The sequence below is a fragment of the Streptomyces sp. NPDC031049 genome (genome assembly GCF_055571015.1).
Genome location: NZ_JBVIGC010000018.1, coordinates 52,406 through 69,005, shown reverse-complemented (window position 1 = coordinate 69,005; position 16,600 = coordinate 52,406). Strand labels below are relative to the sequence as shown.

Below are 16,600 nucleotides of genomic sequence, written 5' to 3'. Positions count from 1 at the left end.
GTGTGATCTCCTTGCGGATCGGGAAGGTGCGACGGCTCTGCGCCCTGTGATCCGGATCACGAGGATGCTGTTCACTCGTCAAGTTACGAGCGAGTAGTCCAGGTGTGAAGTTACGCGCCGGTAAAAACTCTCGGCGATAACCGACGCCGCATACATGCGATGTGATAACGGCTCACCAGCCGGGCCCGCGTGTGGGCGTGCTGCCGATCACCTCGACGGCCGCACCGAGCACGTCACCGCGGGTGACACGGTGATCGTCGGCCGCGGCGCGACGCTCGCGGTCGGGAACCCGGGCGACGGCACCGCCGTCACCTGGGTCACCGCGTCCGTCGGCCTGGTGGCGGAGCCGGCCGACGGCACCCGGCTCGCACCGCCGTGGGCCGGCTGAGCCTCACTCCCCCGCGGGCGGCCCCGGCTGCGCCCGTGGGGGTTCATGCCGCCAGGGAGCCGGGCATCACCGCCCTCGGGCCGAACTTCGCCCGGGCGCGGTCCGCGACCTCCTCGATGCGGCGGACCTTCTCGTCCACGGGGTCGAAGGTGAGCTGGTGGGAGGCCTGTTCGGCGGGGGCGAGGCCCTCGGCGCGCAGGGCGAGGGAGCGGACCCGGGCGCGCTGGAGGCCGAGGGCCTCGTACATGCCGTAGGCGGCGCGGGTGAGCGCCGCCGAGTGGGCGGTCGGCTCGGGCAGGGTGCGGGTGCGGGTGGTGGCCGAGCGGTCGGCGTAGCGGACGGTGAGGGTGAGGGTGCGGCAGACCTTGTCGACGTTGCGCAGCCGGGAGCCCAGCTCCTCGGCGGCGGACAGCAGGGCGCGGCGGTGGCGGCCGGGGTTCAGTTCGTCGCGGGTGAAGGGGCGTTCGGTGGCGAGGGAGCGGGAGATCCCGTTGGGCACCACGCGGCTCCGGTCGACGCCGTTCGCCTTCTCGCGCAGGTCGCGGCCCGCCTTCGCGCCCACCAGGCGCTGGAGCGTGGACAGCGGGGCGGCGGCGACCAGGCCGAGGGTGTCCAGGCCGTACTCGCACAGGGTGCGGGCGGTCGCGGCGCCGACGCCGGGCAGCGCGACGACGGGCTGGCCGGCGAGGAACTCCCGTACCGCGTCCGGCGGCACGGCGCGGGTCAGCCCCGGCCGGGCCTGGTGGAGCGCCATGCGGGCCAGCATCGGGCCCGGCCCGGCGCCGATCGCGCACTCGACGCCGTGCAGGGCGAGGGCACGGACGCGGATCACCGCGGCCAGTTCGAGGGCCGTGCGCCCGAAGTACCGTTCGGCGCCCCGCAGATCGGCCAGCGCCCCGTCCGGCGGCAGGGCCTCGACGACCGGCGTGAACTCCTCCAGCAACCCGAGCAGCCCCGGCAGGGCCGCCTCGTCCGTCGGCGGCAGCTGGAAACGTACGCAGAGAATGGTCATCCCGCACTCCCCGGACTCTGGTGCCACAACTTCCTTCCCGCCGCGGGCCCTTCGCCCGCGGGGCGCAGATCGGCCCAGGGGTGCATCTCGTACCCCGTGGGCATGCGGATCGTCCGCTGCCCCTCCATCGGGTCCTGGGCCGCGGAACCCGACGGGGCCGGCCGCCCGTCCGAACCGGCGAGCCGCCGGCGAGCCGCGCCGTCCCCGGGGGCGTCACCCGGGGAGGGCGGCCCGCCCGTGCCGGCCAGCCGGGCCGCGACGCCCTCCAGCCCCTCCTCCCGGCGCACCTCCAGCAGCTCCGCGAGGTTCCAGGCGGCGGCGCCCACCACGCTGAGGCTGCGCGGGCCGCGGCGCTGCACCACCCCGCGCACCAGCAGCAGCCAGGAGTGGAAGACGGTGTGGGCGCAGGTGTCGTGGGAGTCGTCGAAGAAGGCCAGGTCGACCAGGCCGGTGCCGTCGTCCAGGGTGGAGAAGATCACCCGCCTGCCGGACCGGATCGGCGGCGTCTGGGTGGCCGCCTTGGCGCCCGCCACCAGCACCGTCTCGCCGTGCCGCACCGAGCGCAGCCGGCGCGCCGAGACCACGCCCAGTTCGTCGAGGAACCTGCGGTGGTCGTCCATCAGATTGCGCGAGGCGTCCATGGACAGCACGCCCAGCTCGGCGCTGAGCTTCTCCTCCGAGGTGAGGTCGGGCAGCCCGGCGGGGGCCGTCCTCCGCCCGCCGGACAGGGGGAGCTGGTCGCCGCGTCCGCCGCGGGTGCCCCGGTGCAGCTCGGTCAGGTGCAGTTGCAGGTCGCGGCGGTTGGCGCCGAACGCGTCCAGCGCGCCGACCTGGGCGAGCCGCCCGGCCAGCGGCCTGCTGGGCCGGGCCCGTTCCCAGAAGTCGAGCAGGGAGGCGTACGGCTGCCCCTCGGCGATCCGCGCGGCCTCGGCCTCGCTGATGTTGTGCACGTCCGACAGGGCCAGCCGGAGACCCCATACCGGCGGCCGGCGTGAGCGCGACCCTGATTCAGACACCAGTTCGATCCTGTGTGCGACCCCCGACTTGTTCACGTCCAGCGGCAGGATCGGCACCCCGCGCCGCCGCGCGTCCGCCAGCAGCAGCCGCTTGGGGTACATCCCGGGATCGTGGGTGAGCAACCCGGCGTAGAAGGCGGCCGGATGATGGGTCTTCAGCCAGGCCGACTGGTACGTCGGGACGGCGAAGGCGACGGCGTGCGCCTTGCAGAAGCCGTAACTGCCGAAGGCCTCGACGATCTCCCAGGTCCGCTGAATCGTTTCCGCGTCGTATCCGTTCGCCGTCGCGTGCTGGGCGAACCACACCTTGATCCGCCCCTGCGACTCCGGGTCGGACAGCCCGCGCCGCACCCGGTCGGCCTCGCCGCGCCCGCAGCCGGTCATGATGTCCACGATGTCGATGATCTGCTCGTGGAAGACGACGACCCCGTAGGTGCCCCGCAGCGGCTCCTCCAGGTCGGGGTGGGGAAAGCGCACCGGCGCCCGCCCGTGCCGGGCCTCGATGAAGGGCCGCACCATGTCGGCGGCGACCGGTCCGGGGCGGAAGAGGGAGATGTCGACCACGAGGTCGTGGAAGGTGCTCGGCTGGAGCCGGCCCACCAGGTCCCGCTGGCCCGGCGACTCGATCTGGAAGCAGCCCAGCGTCTCGGTCGAGCGGATCAGCCCGTACGTCGCCGGGTCGCCGTCCGGCACCGCGTCCAGGTCGATCCGCTCCCCCGTGGCCCGTTCCACCTCGGCGACCGCGTGCGCCATCGCCGACTGCATCCGCACCCCCAGCACGTCCAGCTTGAGCAGCCCGAGGTCCTCGACGTCGTCCTTGTCGAACTGCGCCATCGGCAGCCCCTCGCCGCTGGTCGGCACGACCGGCGTACGGGAGAGCAGGGAGGCGTCGGAGAGCAGGACCCCGCAGGGGTGCATGGCGACCCCGCGCGGGAGGGCGTCGAGCGCCTCGACCAGCTCCCACAGCTTCCCGTACCGCTCCCGCTCCCCGGCCAGCTCCTTCAGCTCGGGCAGTTCGTCGAGGGCCGCGCGGGCGTCGCGGGCGCGGATGTGCGGGAAGGACTTGGCGATCCGGTCGATGTCGGCCGGGTCCATGGACAGCGCGGCGCCGACGTCGCGGATCGCGTGGCGCACCCGGTACGTCTCCGGCATCGCGACCGTCGCCACCCGCTCGGCGCCGAACCGGTCGATGATCGCGCGGTAGACCTCCAGACGGCGCGCGGACTCCACGTCGATGTCGATGTCGGGCAGCACGACCCGCTCCTTGGACAGGAACCGCTCCATCAGCAGCCCGTGTTCGACCGGATCGGCGTGCGCGATGCCGAGGAGGTGGTTGACCAGGGAGCCGGCGCCGGAGCCGCGGGCCGCCACCCGGATGCCCATCCGCCGCACGTCGTCCACGACCTGGGCGACGGTGAGGAAGTAGGAGGCGAAGCCGTGGTGGGCGATGATGTCCAGCTCGTGGCGGACCCGCTCCCAGTAGCCGCGCCGCCGGTCGTACCCGCGCAGCACCATGCCCGCCGCCGCCCGGGAGGCGAGCGCGCGCTGGGCGGTGCGCCGGCCGGCGCCCACCAGGTGCGGTTCGGGGAAGTGGACGGTGCCGATGCCGAGGTCGTCCTCGGGGTCGACCAGGCACTCGGCGGCCGTCGCCTGCGTCTGCTCCAGCAGGCGGTGTGCGGCGTCGCGCCGGAAGCCCGCCGCCTCCACGATCCGCTCGGCGGCGTGCCGCATGGCGTCGGCGCCCTTCAGCCAGGCCTCCCCGGAGTCCAGCTCCCCGCTCGCGTCGACCGGCACCAGCCGGCGCGCGGCGTCCAGCACGTCGGCGACCGGACCCTGACCGGGGTCGGCGTACCGAACGGCGTTGGTCAGCACGGGCCGCACCCCCTGCTCGGCGGCGAAGCCGACGGTCCGGGCGGCCAGCCGCAGCGAGCCGGGGCCGGTGCCCGTACGGCCGTGCCAGACGGCCTCCAGGCGCAGGGCGTCGCCGTACACCTCCCGCCAGGGGGCGAGGAGCCGCACCGCGCGGTCCGGGCGCCCGGCGGCGAGGGCGCGGCCGACGTCGGAGGCGGGGCCGAGCAGGACGGTCAGTCCGTCGGCGACGGGGGCGGCCCCGTTCCGGTGGGCCCGCGAGCCGGGGACGCCGTCCCAGGGCAGCAGCGGGGTGTCGGCCGCGGTCCGTGCGTCGGCGTGCGCGGCGGACACCAGCCGGCACAGCTCGGCCCAGCCGCGGGCGCCGTCGCGCGCGAGGAAGGTGACGCGCTGCGCCGACTCGTCGACGAAGGCGCCGCCGCGCACGGGGGTGCGGCGCCGGTCCCGTCGCACGGAGGTCTCCGAGCGGTCGGCTCCGGCCGTGGGCGGTGCCACCGCCAGCTCCGCGCCGAACAGCGGGCGGACCCCCGCCTTCGCGCAGGCCTTGGCGAAGCGGACCGAGCCCGCGAGGGTGTCGCGGTCGGTCAGGGCCAGGGCGCCCATGCCGCGCTCCGCGGCGCGCTCGGCCAACCGCTCCGGGTGGGAGGCGCCGTACCGCAGGGAGAACCCGGAGACGGTGTGCAGATGCGTGAACCCTGGCACACGCACCTCCTGCACTCGTGAGCTTCCGACGTCGGACCGAGGCCTCTTTCGAACATCTGTTCCCAGCTACCCCACCCCCACCATAGACCAATTTTCGAAAGCGTGTGCGACATCCGTTCGGCCCCGTCCCACCTGCGCAAACGCCCGGCTCCCCGGACCGTGGGGACATGACACGGACCACCTCCGCCGGACCTCCGCACGGCCCCCGCGGCTCATTCCTCGGTGAGGTGCAGGACGCCGTCACCCCCCGGGCCACGCTGCTCGTGCTCGGCGTGATCGCACTCCAGCTGCTGTTCGTCGCCTCCTACGTCGGAGCGCTGCACGACCCGAAGCCCAGGGACGTGCCCTTCGGGGTGGTCGCGCCCCCGGCCGCCGCGGACCAGGCGGTGACGCGGCTGGAGCGGCTGCCCGGCTCACCGCTGGACCCGCGCGCGGTGGCCGACGAGGCGACCGCGCGGAAACAGATCATGGACCGGGAGATCGACGGCGCCCTGGTCCTGGACCCGGCCGGCGACCGGGACACGCTCCTGGTCGCCTCCGGCGGCGGCACCGTCCTCGCCTCCACCCTGGAAGGCCTGGTCACCCGTCTGGAGACCGCCCAGGGACGCACCCTGCGGACGGTCGACGTGGCCCCGGCCTCGCCGCGGGACTTCGACGGGCTGTCGTCCTTCTACCTCGTCGTCGGCTGGTGCGTCGGCGGCTACCTGTGCGCCTCGATCCTGGCCATCAGCACCGGCGCCCGGCCCGCCGACCCGCGCCGCGCGACGATCCGGCTGCTGGTGATGGCGCTGGTGTCGGTGGTCGGCGGACTGGGCGGTGCGGTGATCGTCGGGCCGGTCCTGGACGCCCTGCCCGGCGGCGTGGCGGCGCTGTGGGGGCTGGGGGCGCTGATCACCTTCGCGGTCGGCGCGGCCACGCTCGCGCTCCAGGGCGTCTTCGGGATCGTCGGCATCGGGCTGGCGATCCTGCTCGTGGTGATCGCCGGCAACCCGAGCGCGGGCGGCGCCTTCCCGCTGCCGATGCTGCCGCCGTTCTGGGCGGCGATCGGCCCGGCACTGCCCCCGGGCGCGGGCACCTGGGCGGCACGCTCGATCGCGTACTTCGAGGGACACGCCCTGACCGGCCCGCTGCTGGTGCTCTCCGCATGGGCGGCGGGCGGCGTCCTGGTCACGCTGCTGGCGGCGGGGCTGCGCCGGCGGCGGCAGAGCGGGGAACTGCCCACCCAGGTGGCCTGACGGGCGGCACCGGCACACGGAAGTCCCGCCCCTCGCGCGCGGGGCGGGACTTCCACGGGGTGCCGTGGGGGGATCAGCCGATCTGCGTCCCGGTGGCCGACAGGGCCTCCGTCACCGACTGGAAGAAGGTCTCCCCGCCGGAGGTGCAGTCGCCGCTGCCGCCGGAGGTGAGGCCGACCGCCTTGTCGCCGGAGAAGAGCGAGCCGCCGCTGTCGCCGGGCTCGGCGCAGACGTCGGTCTGGATCAGGCCGTTGACGATGTCGCCGTTGCCGTAGTTCACGGTGGCGTCCAGGCCGGTGACCGTGCCGGAGTGCACCTGGGTGGTGGAGCCGCTGCGGGTCACCTCCATGCCGACGGTGGCCTCGGCGGCGCCCGAGATGGCCTGCGTGGAGCCGTTGTAGAGGTTGACCTCGCTCGGGCGGGCCACGTCGGCGGTGTACTTGACCAGACCGTAGTCGTCGCCCGGGAAGCTGGACGTGACGTTCTCGCCGATCACGTTGCCGGAGGAGTCCGACCACGTGGAGATGCCCTCGGTGCAGTGCCCGGCGGTGAGGAAGTGCGGCTCGCCGCCCTTGGTCACGTTGAAGCCGAGCGAACAGCGCCCGCCGTTGCCGGTGATGGCGTCGCCGCCCGCGATGAAGGGCTTGTACTCGCCCTTGGTGCGCTTCAGCTCCGCCTTGGCGCCCAGGCCCTCGACCACCTCGGTCAGCTTGGCCCACTCGGCCTCGGAGACCGTGCGGTCGGCGGTGACGACGACCTTGTTGGTGGTCGGGTCGGTGACCCAGGACGTGCCCGGAATGGTGGCGTCCTGCTTGAGGGTGGTGCGCGCGCTCTTGAGGTCGGCGAGCGAGTTCTGGACGACTCTCGCCTTGGCGCCGGCCTCCTCGACGACCTGCGCGGCTGCCTGGTCGAGCACGTTCACCACGAGGCTCTCGGCCTCGGCGTCGTAGTACGTGCCCGCCGTGTCGGCGCCCAGGTCCTCGACGAGGGTGGAAGCGAGCTTTCCGGCCGCCGCGACCGACAGGGTCTTCGGCTCGGCGGTCCGTGTGGGCTCGCTGGCGTTCGCACTCTGGAAGGTGACTCCCGCGGCGACGAGTGCGGCGATGCCCGCACCTGCCACGGCTGCCCGCCGCCTGGGTATGCGTCGGTGCTTCAACTCACGTCCTCCTGTGGGGGGTCGGTCCGGGAGGTTGTGGGGACCTCGGGGACCGGAAGGCTGGTTGACGAGCGCTTACTCTTCCGAACCCGCCAGTAGCACACAAGGTCGACTTCAAGACGTGCGCACGACAACTCCAAGGCGGGCACACGCCCTTCACCGTCCACTGCCGCCCAGTCCCCTTCGCTCTGCAAACACCAGGCGCGAAGAACCGATCACCGACCGGTGAGGTCTACTCCTGTCCTGAACTCGCCCCTCACGCACCGTCGTTCACCCATGCCCCGCCACCCGGACCGGGCTCCGGACCGGGTACCGGACCGGAGCTGAAACCGGCTAACGAACCGGATCCGGACAGGGATGAGCCCCCGCAGGCGGTCGCCTGCGGGGGCTCGTGGTGCTGCCGGCTGCGTCCTTGGGGGGTTCGGCCTAGTAGACGCTCACCCCGTAGGCGCTCAGGGCCTCGGTGACGGGCTGGAAGAAGGTCGTGCCGCCGGTCCGGCAGTTGCCGCTGCCGCCCGAGGTCAGACCGTAGGCGGTGCCGTTGCTGCCGTAGAGCGGGCCGCCGGAGTCGCCGGGCTCGGCGCAGACGTTCGTCTGGATCAGCCCGTAGACGATGTCGCCGCCGCCGTAGTTGACGGTGGCGTTCAGGGCGGTGACCCGGCCGCTGTGGGTGCCGGTGGTCGAGCCGTCCCGGATGACGGTGGTGCCCACGCTGGGCGTGGCGGCACGGGTGATGTCCACGCCGTTGGCGGTGCCGGGCTTGCTGATGGAGCTGTTGGTGTACCGGACGATGCCGTAGTCGTTGCCCGGGAAGCTGGAGCCGGCGGTCGAGCCGAGGACCGTGGTCCGGCCGGAGTTGGCGTACCAGGTGCCCGCGCCGTCGGTGCAGTGGCCGGCCGTCAGGAAGTACTCGGCGCCGCTGCTGCTGCGGACGTTGAAGCCGAGGGAGCAGCGCCAGCTGCTCGCGTAGATGGCGTCACCGCCCTGGATCAGCTTGGTGAACTTGCCCGGGGTGCGCTTGATGGTGAGCGCGTCGGCGTTGCCGCCGGCCTGCTTCTTGATCTTGGCGATCTCGGCCTGGGAGACGGTGCTGTCGACGGTGACCAGCACCCGGCCGGACTTGCTGTCGACGGCCCAGGCGGTGCCCGGGACGTCGGCCTTCAGCACGGCGCCGCTGGCGCTCTTGAGCTCGGCGGAGCTGAAGGTGGCGGGGGGCTCGGACGCGTTCGCGCTGGGGACCGCGATCGCTGCGGCGGCCACGAGGCCGGTGGATACGGCGATCAGCCGAGTCCGTCTCGAGATGCCGCTGCGGGGGGTGGTGCGCTTGATCCTCACTTTACGTTCCTCCACGGGGGAAGTCGGGGGCCCTGTCGTGGGGTTGCGGGCCCGTGAGGCGCAGCCAGGGAAACAGCGGGTGTCCGGATTGCGTACACGCCGTGCCCCTGACAAGCGCTGAGGGGGAGTATTCGGCCGAACGGCCGGTCGGCGCAAGGGTGCCTTTCGGCCGTCAAGCTTTGAACGATCTGTGAGGGTTGTGCCGTGAACGAGCGGTGCGGGCCGTGGCCCTACAGGAGGTCGCGCTCCCCGGCCGCGATGCCGGCGCCGAGGGTGTTGCCCGGCGGCGGGAAGGGGCAGACGAAGTGGCCGGCGAAGGCGCAGGGCGGCAGCAGCGCGCGGTTGAAGTCGACCGTCGTCCGGCCGTCGGCGTCCGGCGCGGCCGGGCGCAGGAACCGGAAGCGGTAACTGCCGTGGCCGCTGGTGGCGTCGGCGAAGACGGCCCACAGCGAGCCGTCCTCCTCGACCGTCACCTGAAGCGTCAGCTCCCGCCCGTCCAGGGTGAACGCCAGCTCACCGCCGAGCCCGAGCCCGCGCTCGCGCCCGTCGGCGTTCGGCACCCGCACCTCGCGCCGCCCGGTGCCGTACGGGGTGAACCGCCCCGGCACCGACCAGCGCGGGTCGTACGGCGTGACCTCGATGCCGCGAAACGCCCGCCGCGCCTCGGCGGCCGGGTCGAAGTCGCGCACCCCCCACAGGCCCTCCCGGACCAGCACGACCAGCCGCCGCTGCCCCTGGGCCACCCGGGCGGCGCTCGCCGGGCCCGGGTCGGCCGCGAGCCGCACCGCGCCGTCGAGCGGTTCGCCGTCCACGGTCAGCCCGTCCGCCGCGGCGGCGGTCAGCAGCACGGCGTCACCCTGCGCACGCCAGTTCCCGGGGATGTCCGGAAGTCGCCCCTCCGGATGGTCGTCCAGCCAGTGGGTGGCGGTCAGCGCGAGCGGTCCGTAGGGCGCCGTCACCGCCGCGACGCGCCGCTCGTGCCAGCGCCGCCACTCCTCGGACGGGTTCGTCGTCGACGGGTTCGTCGTCATGGGAGCCACCCTGGCACACCGGCGGGCCGACGGCGCCTCAGCAGCCGCAGTCGCAGCCACAGCCGTCACAGCAGCCGTCCTCGCCGCAGCAGTTGCCGCAGCACTCGCAGCCGCCGCAGCAGTCGCCGCAGCCGCCGCAGTCGCAGTTGGCGCACGGGCTCTGCTTGCGCTCCCCGCTCCAGGGGTCCTCGTACGTACCGCAGCACATCTGGCACGTACAGGCGAGCCCCAGCCACACGGCGCATCCGGCGAGCAGCCCGCGCCGGTTGCGGTGGGGCGGCTCCGGCGGCGGACCACCGGGGCCGCCCGGGGCACCCGTACCGGGCGGCGCGTACGGGCCGGCGGCGTACGGGCCCACGGGGTGCGGGACGGCGGGGTGCGGGACGGCGGGGTGCGGGACGGCGGGGTGCGGGACGGCGACGGCGTCGGGGCCGGCGGTCCGGTGCGCGCATGTGGCCGTGCCGAACGCGCGGTCGACCGAGGTGCGCAGCTCGTGCACCAGCAGCCGGTGCACCAGCCGACCGTCGTCGAACTCCGCCTCCCGCAGCGCCAGCCGTATGCCGTGCACCGCGTCGTCGGCGAGCCGCCGGGCCTCGGCGAGCGGGGTGCCCGTGGCGGCCAGGGGGTTCCAGGCACCGGAGGCGGCGTCGGCCTCGCGGTCCTCCACCGCGTCCAGCAGATGGGCGAGCCGGCCGAAGAGCCGGCCGGCCTCGGCGAGCGGGGCCGCGTTGTGCGGGCGGCCCGCGAGGCGGGCGGTGTGCGCGAAGGCCGCCGCGGTGGCGGTCTCGGTCGGCTCGGTGACCGTCAGCAGCGGCGTGCCGGGCCCGGCGAGCGACTCGATGCCGGCCTGCCGGTCCACGGCGTCGACCAGGACGGCGGTGTCGAACCCGACGGCGGTGCCGGTGCGGGCCCCGGCCGTCTCCCAGTTCGCGGCGACCCGGCGGGCGGCGCGGGCCACCGGCCGGCGGGCCAGCGGTCCGTCGCCGTCGGTGACGTGGTCGCGGAGCTTCGCCGAGGCCAGCACCAGGGACACGGCCGCCGCGAGCCGGGCGCCCTCGCCGTGGGCCACGGAGGCGGTGCGCAGGCCGCGCAGCGGGCACGGTCCGGCCGTGCGCCGTCCCGAGCCGGGACCCTCGCGCCAGGACTGAGCCTCCGTCAACACCGATATGAGAAGCCCGTCGTAATTCGTCACGATCCGCGCGAACTGACCGTGGTCCCCGCGCAGTGCGAGGCACAGCCCGCACAAATGGGCCATCCACTGGCCGGTGAGCCTCTCCCCCAGCCGGTGACGGCAGGGCCTGACGATTCCGAACACGACGTTCCCCCGTGGTTCGTACGACGCTGAGCTGCGGCATCGTATCGACCGCGGTGGTTCACCCGGACGCCCCGTCCATCACCCGTACGCCGAGAAGAATCATATTTCACTCACAGTCAGCAGCCGTTTGGGAAACGACCCTTGGGACACACGGACTCTCGACGGATTCGCTGTGCACCAGTACCGTCACAAACCCCCCGCGCGGCGTCTATCCACTTGGCGCGACGTCCGCATCATGGATGACCATAGGGATGCGGAAAGCACGTAAGACCGCTGTGAGAGGAGGCGTCCATGGGATCGGTACGCAAGGCGAGTGCGTGGCTCGGCCTCGTCGACGACAACGATGACGAGCGCTACTACGACGACGACTACTCCGAGGGCACCGACGCCGGGGACGCCTGGGTCACCGACCCGCGGGTGAAGGTGGCCGCGGACTCGGCCGAGGAGAAGGGCCGCCGCATCGGCACGGTCACCCCGGACAGCTTCCGGGACGCGCGGGCCATCGGCGAGCTGTTCCGGGACGGGGTCCCGGTCATCATGAACCTCACGGCCATGGAGCCCGCGGACGCCAAGCGCGTGGTGGACTTCGCGGCCGGGCTGATCTTCGGGCTGCGCGGTTCGATCGAGCGGGTGTCCAACCGCGTGTTCCTGCTGAGCCCGTCCGACACGCAGATCATCAGCGGCGAGCCGGCCGCGCACCGTTCGGACGGTTTCTTCAACCAGAGCTGAGGCAGGGCCGTACCCACCGGCCCTGCCCCCTGTTTCCCCGGCCCTTACCGGAAGGCGTCGATTCCGGTGAGCGCCTTGCCCAGCACGAGCTGGTGCATCTCGACGGTGCCCTCGTAGGTGAGCACCGATTCCAGGTTCGTCGCGTGCCGCATCACGGGGTATTCGAGGGAGATCCCGTTGGCCCCGAGAATCGTCCGGGCCGTGCGGCAGATCTCGATCGCCTCCCGTACGTTGTTGAGCTTGCCGAAGCTGACCTGCTCCGGGCGCAGGCGGCCGGCGTCCATGCGCCGCCCGAGGTGATGGGCGAGCAGAATTCCCTTGTGCAGTTCGACCGCCATGTCGGCGAGCTTGGCCTGCGTCAGCTGGAATCCGCCGATGGGCCGCCCGAACTGCTCCCGCGACTTCGCGTACTCCACGGCCGCCTCGAAACAGCTGCGGGCCGCGCCCATGGCGCCCCAGACGATTCCGTACCGCGCGTGCGACAGGCAGCTGAGCGGGCCGCGCAGCCCGGTGACCTCCGGCAGGACGGCGTCGGCGGGGAGCCGTACGTCGTCCAGGACCAGCTCGCTGGTGACGCTGGCCCGCAGGGACCACTTGTGCTTGATCTCCGGGGCGGAGAAGCCGGGGGTGTCGGTGGGGACGGCGAACCCGCGGATGCCGTCGTCGGTCTGCGCCCAGACGACGGCGACGCCGGCCACGGATCCGTTGGTGATCCACATCTTGCGTCCGTTCAGCACCCAGTCGCCGCCGTCGCGCTTGGCGTACGTCCGCATGGAGGCGGGGTCGGACCCGTGGTCGGGCTCGGTCAGGCCGAAGCAGCCGATGACCTCGCCGGCGGCCATCGGCGGCAGCCATCGCCGCTTCTGCTCCTCGCTGCCGAAGCGGTGGATGGCGTACATGGCGAGCGAGCCCTGTACGGAGACCAGCGAGCGGATGCCGGAGTCGGCGGCCTCCAGTTCCAGGCAGGCCAGGCCGTACTGCACGGCGCTCGCGCCGGCGCAGCCGTAGCCGTCGAGCGACATGCCGAGGGCCCCGATGCCGCCGAGTTCGCGTGCGAGCCCGCGGATGTCCGGCAGTTCCCCCTGCTCGTACCAGTCGGCGACGTGGGGCAGCACGCGGTCGGCGGCCCACGAGCGGACGGTGTCCCGGACGGCGAGGTCCTCGGGGGCGAGCAGGTCGTCGAGGCCGAGGGGGTCGGCGGGGTCGAACGCGGGGGGCTTCGAGGACGAGGCCATGTCATATCCTCCCGGAACTTGTTAACTAGCACCGCTAGCTAAAGCGCTGGTCCCGACGTTACGGCGCCGACGCATCGCCCGTCCACTCTCCCCTTGGCCTCGTCCGTGGGGGTGCGCCCATCGCCGGCGGGTGCGGGCCGTCGGTCGTTCGCCTCGCCCACCCACGCCCACCCGTTCACCGCCAACCGGCAGGCCGGCCTCGCCCGTGGGGGCGGGGCATTCGTCGGCGGCTGCGGGCCGTCGGTTCGGGTCGTTGCTCGTCGCGGCCGCCCGCACGGTGCCGTCTCCCGTGTCCGTCGAGCGGGTGGGCCGGGTGCCCGGGGAGGATCGGTCGGCCTCCGCCGCCGCCCACGCAGCGCAAGCCGCCGGCGAGACGCGCGCCACCGCGGGCGACGGTTCGTTGCCGGATGGCGGTGAACGGGTGGTGCGCGGGTGGGAGAACACCCCGGCGGTCACACCGAGACGCGGGAGTCCACCGCGTCCCTGGGCGCCGGCACGCTCACCGCCGCCGCCTCGCACTGCATCGCCCGCGGCAACCGCAACGCCATCACCGCCCCCAGCAGCAACAACCCCGCACTCACCAGCAGCGTCACGTGCAGCCCGTGCACGAAGGAATCCCGCGCCGCCTCCCGCAGGGCGACCCCGACCGGCCCCCCGAGCTGCGCGGCGACCTCGTACGCCTCCCCCAGCGAATGCGCCGCCGAGGCGGACGCCGACGCCGGCACCCCGGCGACACCCGCCAGCCCGGGCGCGTACGCGGCGTTCATCACGCTTCCCAGCAGAGCAATGCCGATACCCGCTCCGAGCTGGTACGACGTCTCGCCGATCGCCGCCGCCCCGCCCGCCTGCTCCGGCGGCGCCTCGCTCAGCATCGACTCGTACGCGCCGAACAGCGTCGTCTCCAGCCCGAACCCCAGCAGCACGAACCCGGTCAGCAGCAGCGCGCAGTTGTCGTCCCGCCCCATCGCCGTCAGCAGCACCACGGCCCCCGCCGTCAGGCAGAACCCGGCGCACACCATCCGCCGCGGCCCGAACCGCCGCAGCATCCGCGCCCCGGCCAGCCCGGCCGCCATCGCCGCGAAGGTCAGCGGCAGCAGCCGCAGCCCGGTCTGGAGCGGCGACAGCCCGAGCACCAGTTGCAGGTACTGCGCCGCGATCAGCTCCAGCCCCACCAGCGCGAGCATCGCCAGCACGATGCACCCGACGGACGTGCTGAACGCGGCCCGCTTGAACATCCGCAGGTCCACCAGCGGATGCCGGCGCCGGCGCTGACGCCGTACGAACGCCGCCAGCAGCCCCGCGCCCGCCACCAGCGGCACCACCGTCAGCAGGCTCGCCACCGGCTCCCCGCCGCCGAGCCGCTTCACGCCCAGCACCACGCCGAACAGCCCGGCCGCCGCCATCAGCGCGCCGACCACGTCCCAGGGCCCCTCGCCGTCCCCCTTCGACTCGGGCAGCAGCAGCCGCCCGACCGGCAGGCTGACCAGCATCAGCGGGATGTTCACCAGGAACACCGAGCCCCACCAGAAGTGCTCCAGCAGGAAGCCGCCCAGCAGCGGCCCGACCGCGGCGCCCACCGCGGCGACCGCGCTCCAGATGCCGATGGCGAGCGCCCGCTCCCGCCGGTCGGGGAAGACCTGCCGCAGGATGGACAGCGTCGCCGGCATGATCATCGCCCCGCCGACGCCGAGCAGCGCCCGGGCCACGATGAGGACCTGCGCGCTGTCGGCCACGGCGGCCATCGCGGACGCGACACCGAAGAGGGCGTACCCCAGCAGCAGGACCCGTCTGCGGCCCACCCGGTCACCGAGCGTGCCGAACAGGATCAGCAGCGAGGCGCAGACGAGCGGGTAGACGTCGACGATCCAGAGCAGTTCGATCGCGCCGGGCCTGAGGTCCTCGGTGACGGCGGGCACCGCCACGTGCAGCACGGTGGCGTCGACGGCGACCAGCAGCAGGCTGACGCAGAGGACGACGAGCACCACCCAGCGGTTGGCACCGGCCCCGGCCGCCCGACGGCGCAGCCCGACGGCAGCCGTGGTCGTCCCGGACATGTACGTACCTCCCAGATGTCCCCTCGCGTCCGGCGGGGCGGTGCGGGGTGGGGACTCCCCGCCGCTCGCCCGGAGCGGAGCGGGGGGCTCCGGGCCGCGCACGCAACGCGAGTGACTCGTCAGCGTACGCGAGTCCGAGCGCCGCTCGCGTGGCGGACCTCTCACCGGTTGCGGGTGACGCGTGTGGTGTACGCCACTGCGCACATCGGTCCCGCGCTCCCGCGCGCGCCACCCGGCGCCACCCGGCCGACCGGCCGGTTCCGGGCTGCGCCGATAATCGGGGCCGTGACCGATCTTGACGCGCGTACGACGGCCGGCCGCCCCTCGGCCCTGCGCCGGGCCGCCCCGGCGCTCCTGGGCTACGCGGCCGTGCGCGCCCTGGGCCTGGTCGCCCTGGCCCTGTGGAGCGCCGCGCGCGACAAGAGCGCGTACACGCTGCTGACCGCCCGCTGGGACGCGCTCTGGTACACGAGGGTGGCCGAGCTGGGCTACGGCTACGAGGTGCGGCTGCCCAACGGCGACGTCCACTCCAACCTGGCGTTCTTCCCGCTGCTGCCCTGGCTGGAGCGGCTGGGCGCGGCGGTGTCGCCGCTGTCGCACGCGGACGCCGGTTTCGTCGTCGCGCTGCTCGCCTCGCTCGCCGCCGCGTGGGGGATCTACGCCGTGGCGGAGCACGTGTACGGCGGCCGGGCGGGGGTGTGCGCCGTGCTGCTGTGGGCGGTGCTGCCGGTGGGGATCGTGCAGTCGATGGCGTACAGCGAGTCGCTGTTCACGGCGCTGGCCGCCTGGTCGCTGTACGCGGTCCTGACGGGCCGCTGGGTGACCGCGGGGGTCCTGGCCCTGCTGGCGGGGCTGACCCGGCCGGTCGGTCTCGCGGTGGTCGCCGCGGTGTGGGCGGCGGGGATCGCCGCGTTCGTGCGCGAACGCCGCGGGGGTCCCGCCGGGGAGGTCCCTTCCCCCGGCGGGCGCGGCCGGCGCGTCACCGGCATGCTCCTCGCCCCCCTGGGTGCCGCCGGGTACGTCCTGTGGGTCGGGCACCGCACGGGCGGGGGCCCGCTCGGCTATCTCGACGTGCAGGCCGGCTGGCGCAACGGGTTCGACGGCGGGTACGCCTTCGCCCGCTTCGTCGCGGAGAAGTTCACGTCGTTCCCGTCCGCCCTGGCGGGGGCGGGCCTGGTGGCCGGCGTCGCGTTGGTGCTCTGGCTGTACGTCGTCTGCGTACGGCAGCGTCAGCCGCTCGCGCTGCTGGTGTACGCGGGGATCGTCACCGCGCTCGCCCTGTGCGCGTCGAGCTACTTCGGCTCCAAGCCCCGGCTGCTGCTGCCGGCCTTCCCGCTGCTGCTGCCCCTCGCCGTGGCCCTGGCGCGGCTGCGAACGCCCAGGCCCGCGCTGGTGCTGGGCGGGGCGGCGGTGGTGTCGGCGCTGTACGGGGCGTTCTGGCTGAACGGCTCGGGGCCGCCCTGACCCGCCGCCGCCCCGCCGGTGAGCAGCCGGTGAGCGGCCGGCGAATTCCGTCCCAGCAT

11 protein-coding genes and 1 pseudogene are annotated in these 16,600 nt (G+C 73.9%); 4 read left to right on the top strand and 8 right to left on the bottom strand.

Annotated elements, in window-relative coordinates; translation table 11 throughout:
* Positions 1 to 211: 211 nt before the first annotated feature.
* Positions 212 to 388: pseudogene (locus ACZ45Q_RS26925) on the top strand (cupin domain-containing protein); the annotation flags it as partial.
* Between the two features lie 43 nt (positions 389 to 431).
* Here the strand turns inward: ACZ45Q_RS26925 and ACZ45Q_RS26920 are convergent.
* Both ACZ45Q_RS26920 and ACZ45Q_RS26915 read right to left on the bottom strand, forming a co-directional pair.
* On the bottom strand, positions 432 to 1,400 hold the full coding sequence (locus tag ACZ45Q_RS26920) for a DNA polymerase Y family protein (RefSeq protein ID WP_468265908.1): 969 nt from the start codon (positions 1,398 to 1,400) through the stop codon (positions 432 to 434).
* A complete protein-coding gene (locus ACZ45Q_RS26915; protein ID WP_468265906.1) occupies positions 1,397 to 4,987 on the bottom strand; it encodes a DNA polymerase III subunit alpha in 3,591 nt (1,196 codons plus the stop codon). The genes ACZ45Q_RS26920 and ACZ45Q_RS26915 overlap by 4 nt, the downstream gene beginning before the upstream one ends.
* 167 nt (positions 4,988 to 5,154) lie before the next feature.
* Between ACZ45Q_RS26915 and ACZ45Q_RS26910 the strand changes: the two genes are divergently transcribed.
* On the top strand, positions 5,155 to 6,222 hold the full coding sequence (locus ACZ45Q_RS26910; protein ID WP_468265904.1) for an ABC-2 transporter permease: 1,068 nt from the start codon (positions 5,155 to 5,157) through the stop codon (positions 6,220 to 6,222).
* Between the two features lie 73 nt (positions 6,223 to 6,295).
* Here ACZ45Q_RS26910 and ACZ45Q_RS26905 read toward each other — a convergent pair whose 3' ends face one another.
* The 4 genes from ACZ45Q_RS26905 to ACZ45Q_RS26890 form a co-directional block, all read right to left on the bottom strand.
* Positions 6,296 to 7,378 carry a S1 family peptidase gene (locus ACZ45Q_RS26905; protein WP_468265902.1) on the bottom strand — a complete coding sequence of 361 codons (1,083 nt, stop codon included), beginning with the start codon at positions 7,376 to 7,378 and terminating at the stop codon, positions 6,296 to 6,298.
* Between the two features lie 426 nt (positions 7,379 to 7,804).
* Positions 7,805 to 8,713 carry a S1 family peptidase gene (locus tag ACZ45Q_RS26900; protein ID WP_468265900.1) on the bottom strand — a complete coding sequence of 303 codons (909 nt, stop codon included), beginning with the start codon at positions 8,711 to 8,713 and terminating at the stop codon, positions 7,805 to 7,807.
* A gap of 230 nt (positions 8,714 to 8,943) precedes the next feature.
* Positions 8,944 to 9,744 carry a DUF1684 domain-containing protein gene (locus ACZ45Q_RS26895; protein ID WP_468265898.1) on the bottom strand — a complete coding sequence of 267 codons (801 nt, stop codon included), beginning with the start codon at positions 9,742 to 9,744 and terminating at the stop codon, positions 8,944 to 8,946.
* 37 nt (positions 9,745 to 9,781) lie between these two features.
* Complete coding sequence (locus ACZ45Q_RS26890) at positions 9,782 to 11,059, bottom strand: DUF5685 family protein (protein ID WP_468265896.1); 1,278 nt, start codon at positions 11,057 to 11,059, stop codon at positions 9,782 to 9,784.
* Between the two features lie 291 nt (positions 11,060 to 11,350).
* On the opposite strand from ACZ45Q_RS26890, the gene ACZ45Q_RS26885 reads away from it, so the two are divergent.
* Positions 11,351 to 11,788: a cell division protein SepF gene (locus ACZ45Q_RS26885; RefSeq protein WP_468265894.1), complete on the top strand. Its 438-nt coding sequence runs from the start codon at positions 11,351 to 11,353 to the stop codon at positions 11,786 to 11,788.
* A gap of 44 nt (positions 11,789 to 11,832) precedes the next feature.
* On the opposite strand, the gene ACZ45Q_RS26880 is transcribed toward ACZ45Q_RS26885, so the two are convergent.
* Complete coding sequence (locus ACZ45Q_RS26880) at positions 11,833 to 13,023, bottom strand: acyl-CoA dehydrogenase family protein (RefSeq protein WP_468265892.1); 1,191 nt, start codon at positions 13,021 to 13,023, stop codon at positions 11,833 to 11,835.
* A 452-nt stretch (positions 13,024 to 13,475) separates the two neighbouring features.
* The gene (locus ACZ45Q_RS26875; RefSeq protein ID WP_468265890.1) at positions 13,476 to 15,077 is read right to left on the bottom strand and encodes an MFS transporter; all 1,602 of its coding nucleotides are present in this window, start codon (positions 15,075 to 15,077) and stop codon (positions 13,476 to 13,478) included.
* 285 nt (positions 15,078 to 15,362) lie between these two features.
* Between ACZ45Q_RS26875 and ACZ45Q_RS26870 the strand changes: the two genes are divergently transcribed.
* Positions 15,363 to 16,541 carry a glycosyltransferase family 39 protein gene (locus ACZ45Q_RS26870; protein WP_468265888.1) on the top strand — a complete coding sequence of 393 codons (1,179 nt, stop codon included), beginning with the start codon at positions 15,363 to 15,365 and terminating at the stop codon, positions 16,539 to 16,541.
* Positions 16,542 to 16,600: the final 59 nt, after the last annotated feature.

Excerpts from the sequence above, each read along its gene's own strand:
- ACZ45Q_RS26920 (WP_468265908.1), bottom strand. The coding sequence starts at position 1,400 with ATGACCATTCTCTGCGTACGTTTCCAGCTGCCGCCGACGGACGAGGCG.
- ACZ45Q_RS26910 (WP_468265904.1), top strand. The coding sequence starts at position 5,155 with ATGACACGGACCACCTCCGCCGGACCTCCGCACGGCCCCCGCGGCTCA.
- ACZ45Q_RS26895 (WP_468265898.1), bottom strand. The coding sequence starts at position 9,744 with ATGACGACGAACCCGTCGACGACGAACCCGTCCGAGGAGTGGCGGCGC.
- ACZ45Q_RS26885 (WP_468265894.1), top strand. The coding sequence starts at position 11,351 with ATGGGATCGGTACGCAAGGCGAGTGCGTGGCTCGGCCTCGTCGACGAC.
- ACZ45Q_RS26880 (WP_468265892.1), bottom strand. The coding sequence starts at position 13,023 with ATGGCCTCGTCCTCGAAGCCCCCCGCGTTCGACCCCGCCGACCCCCTC.
- ACZ45Q_RS26875 (WP_468265890.1), bottom strand. The coding sequence starts at position 15,077 with ATGTCCGGGACGACCACGGCTGCCGTCGGGCTGCGCCGTCGGGCGGCC.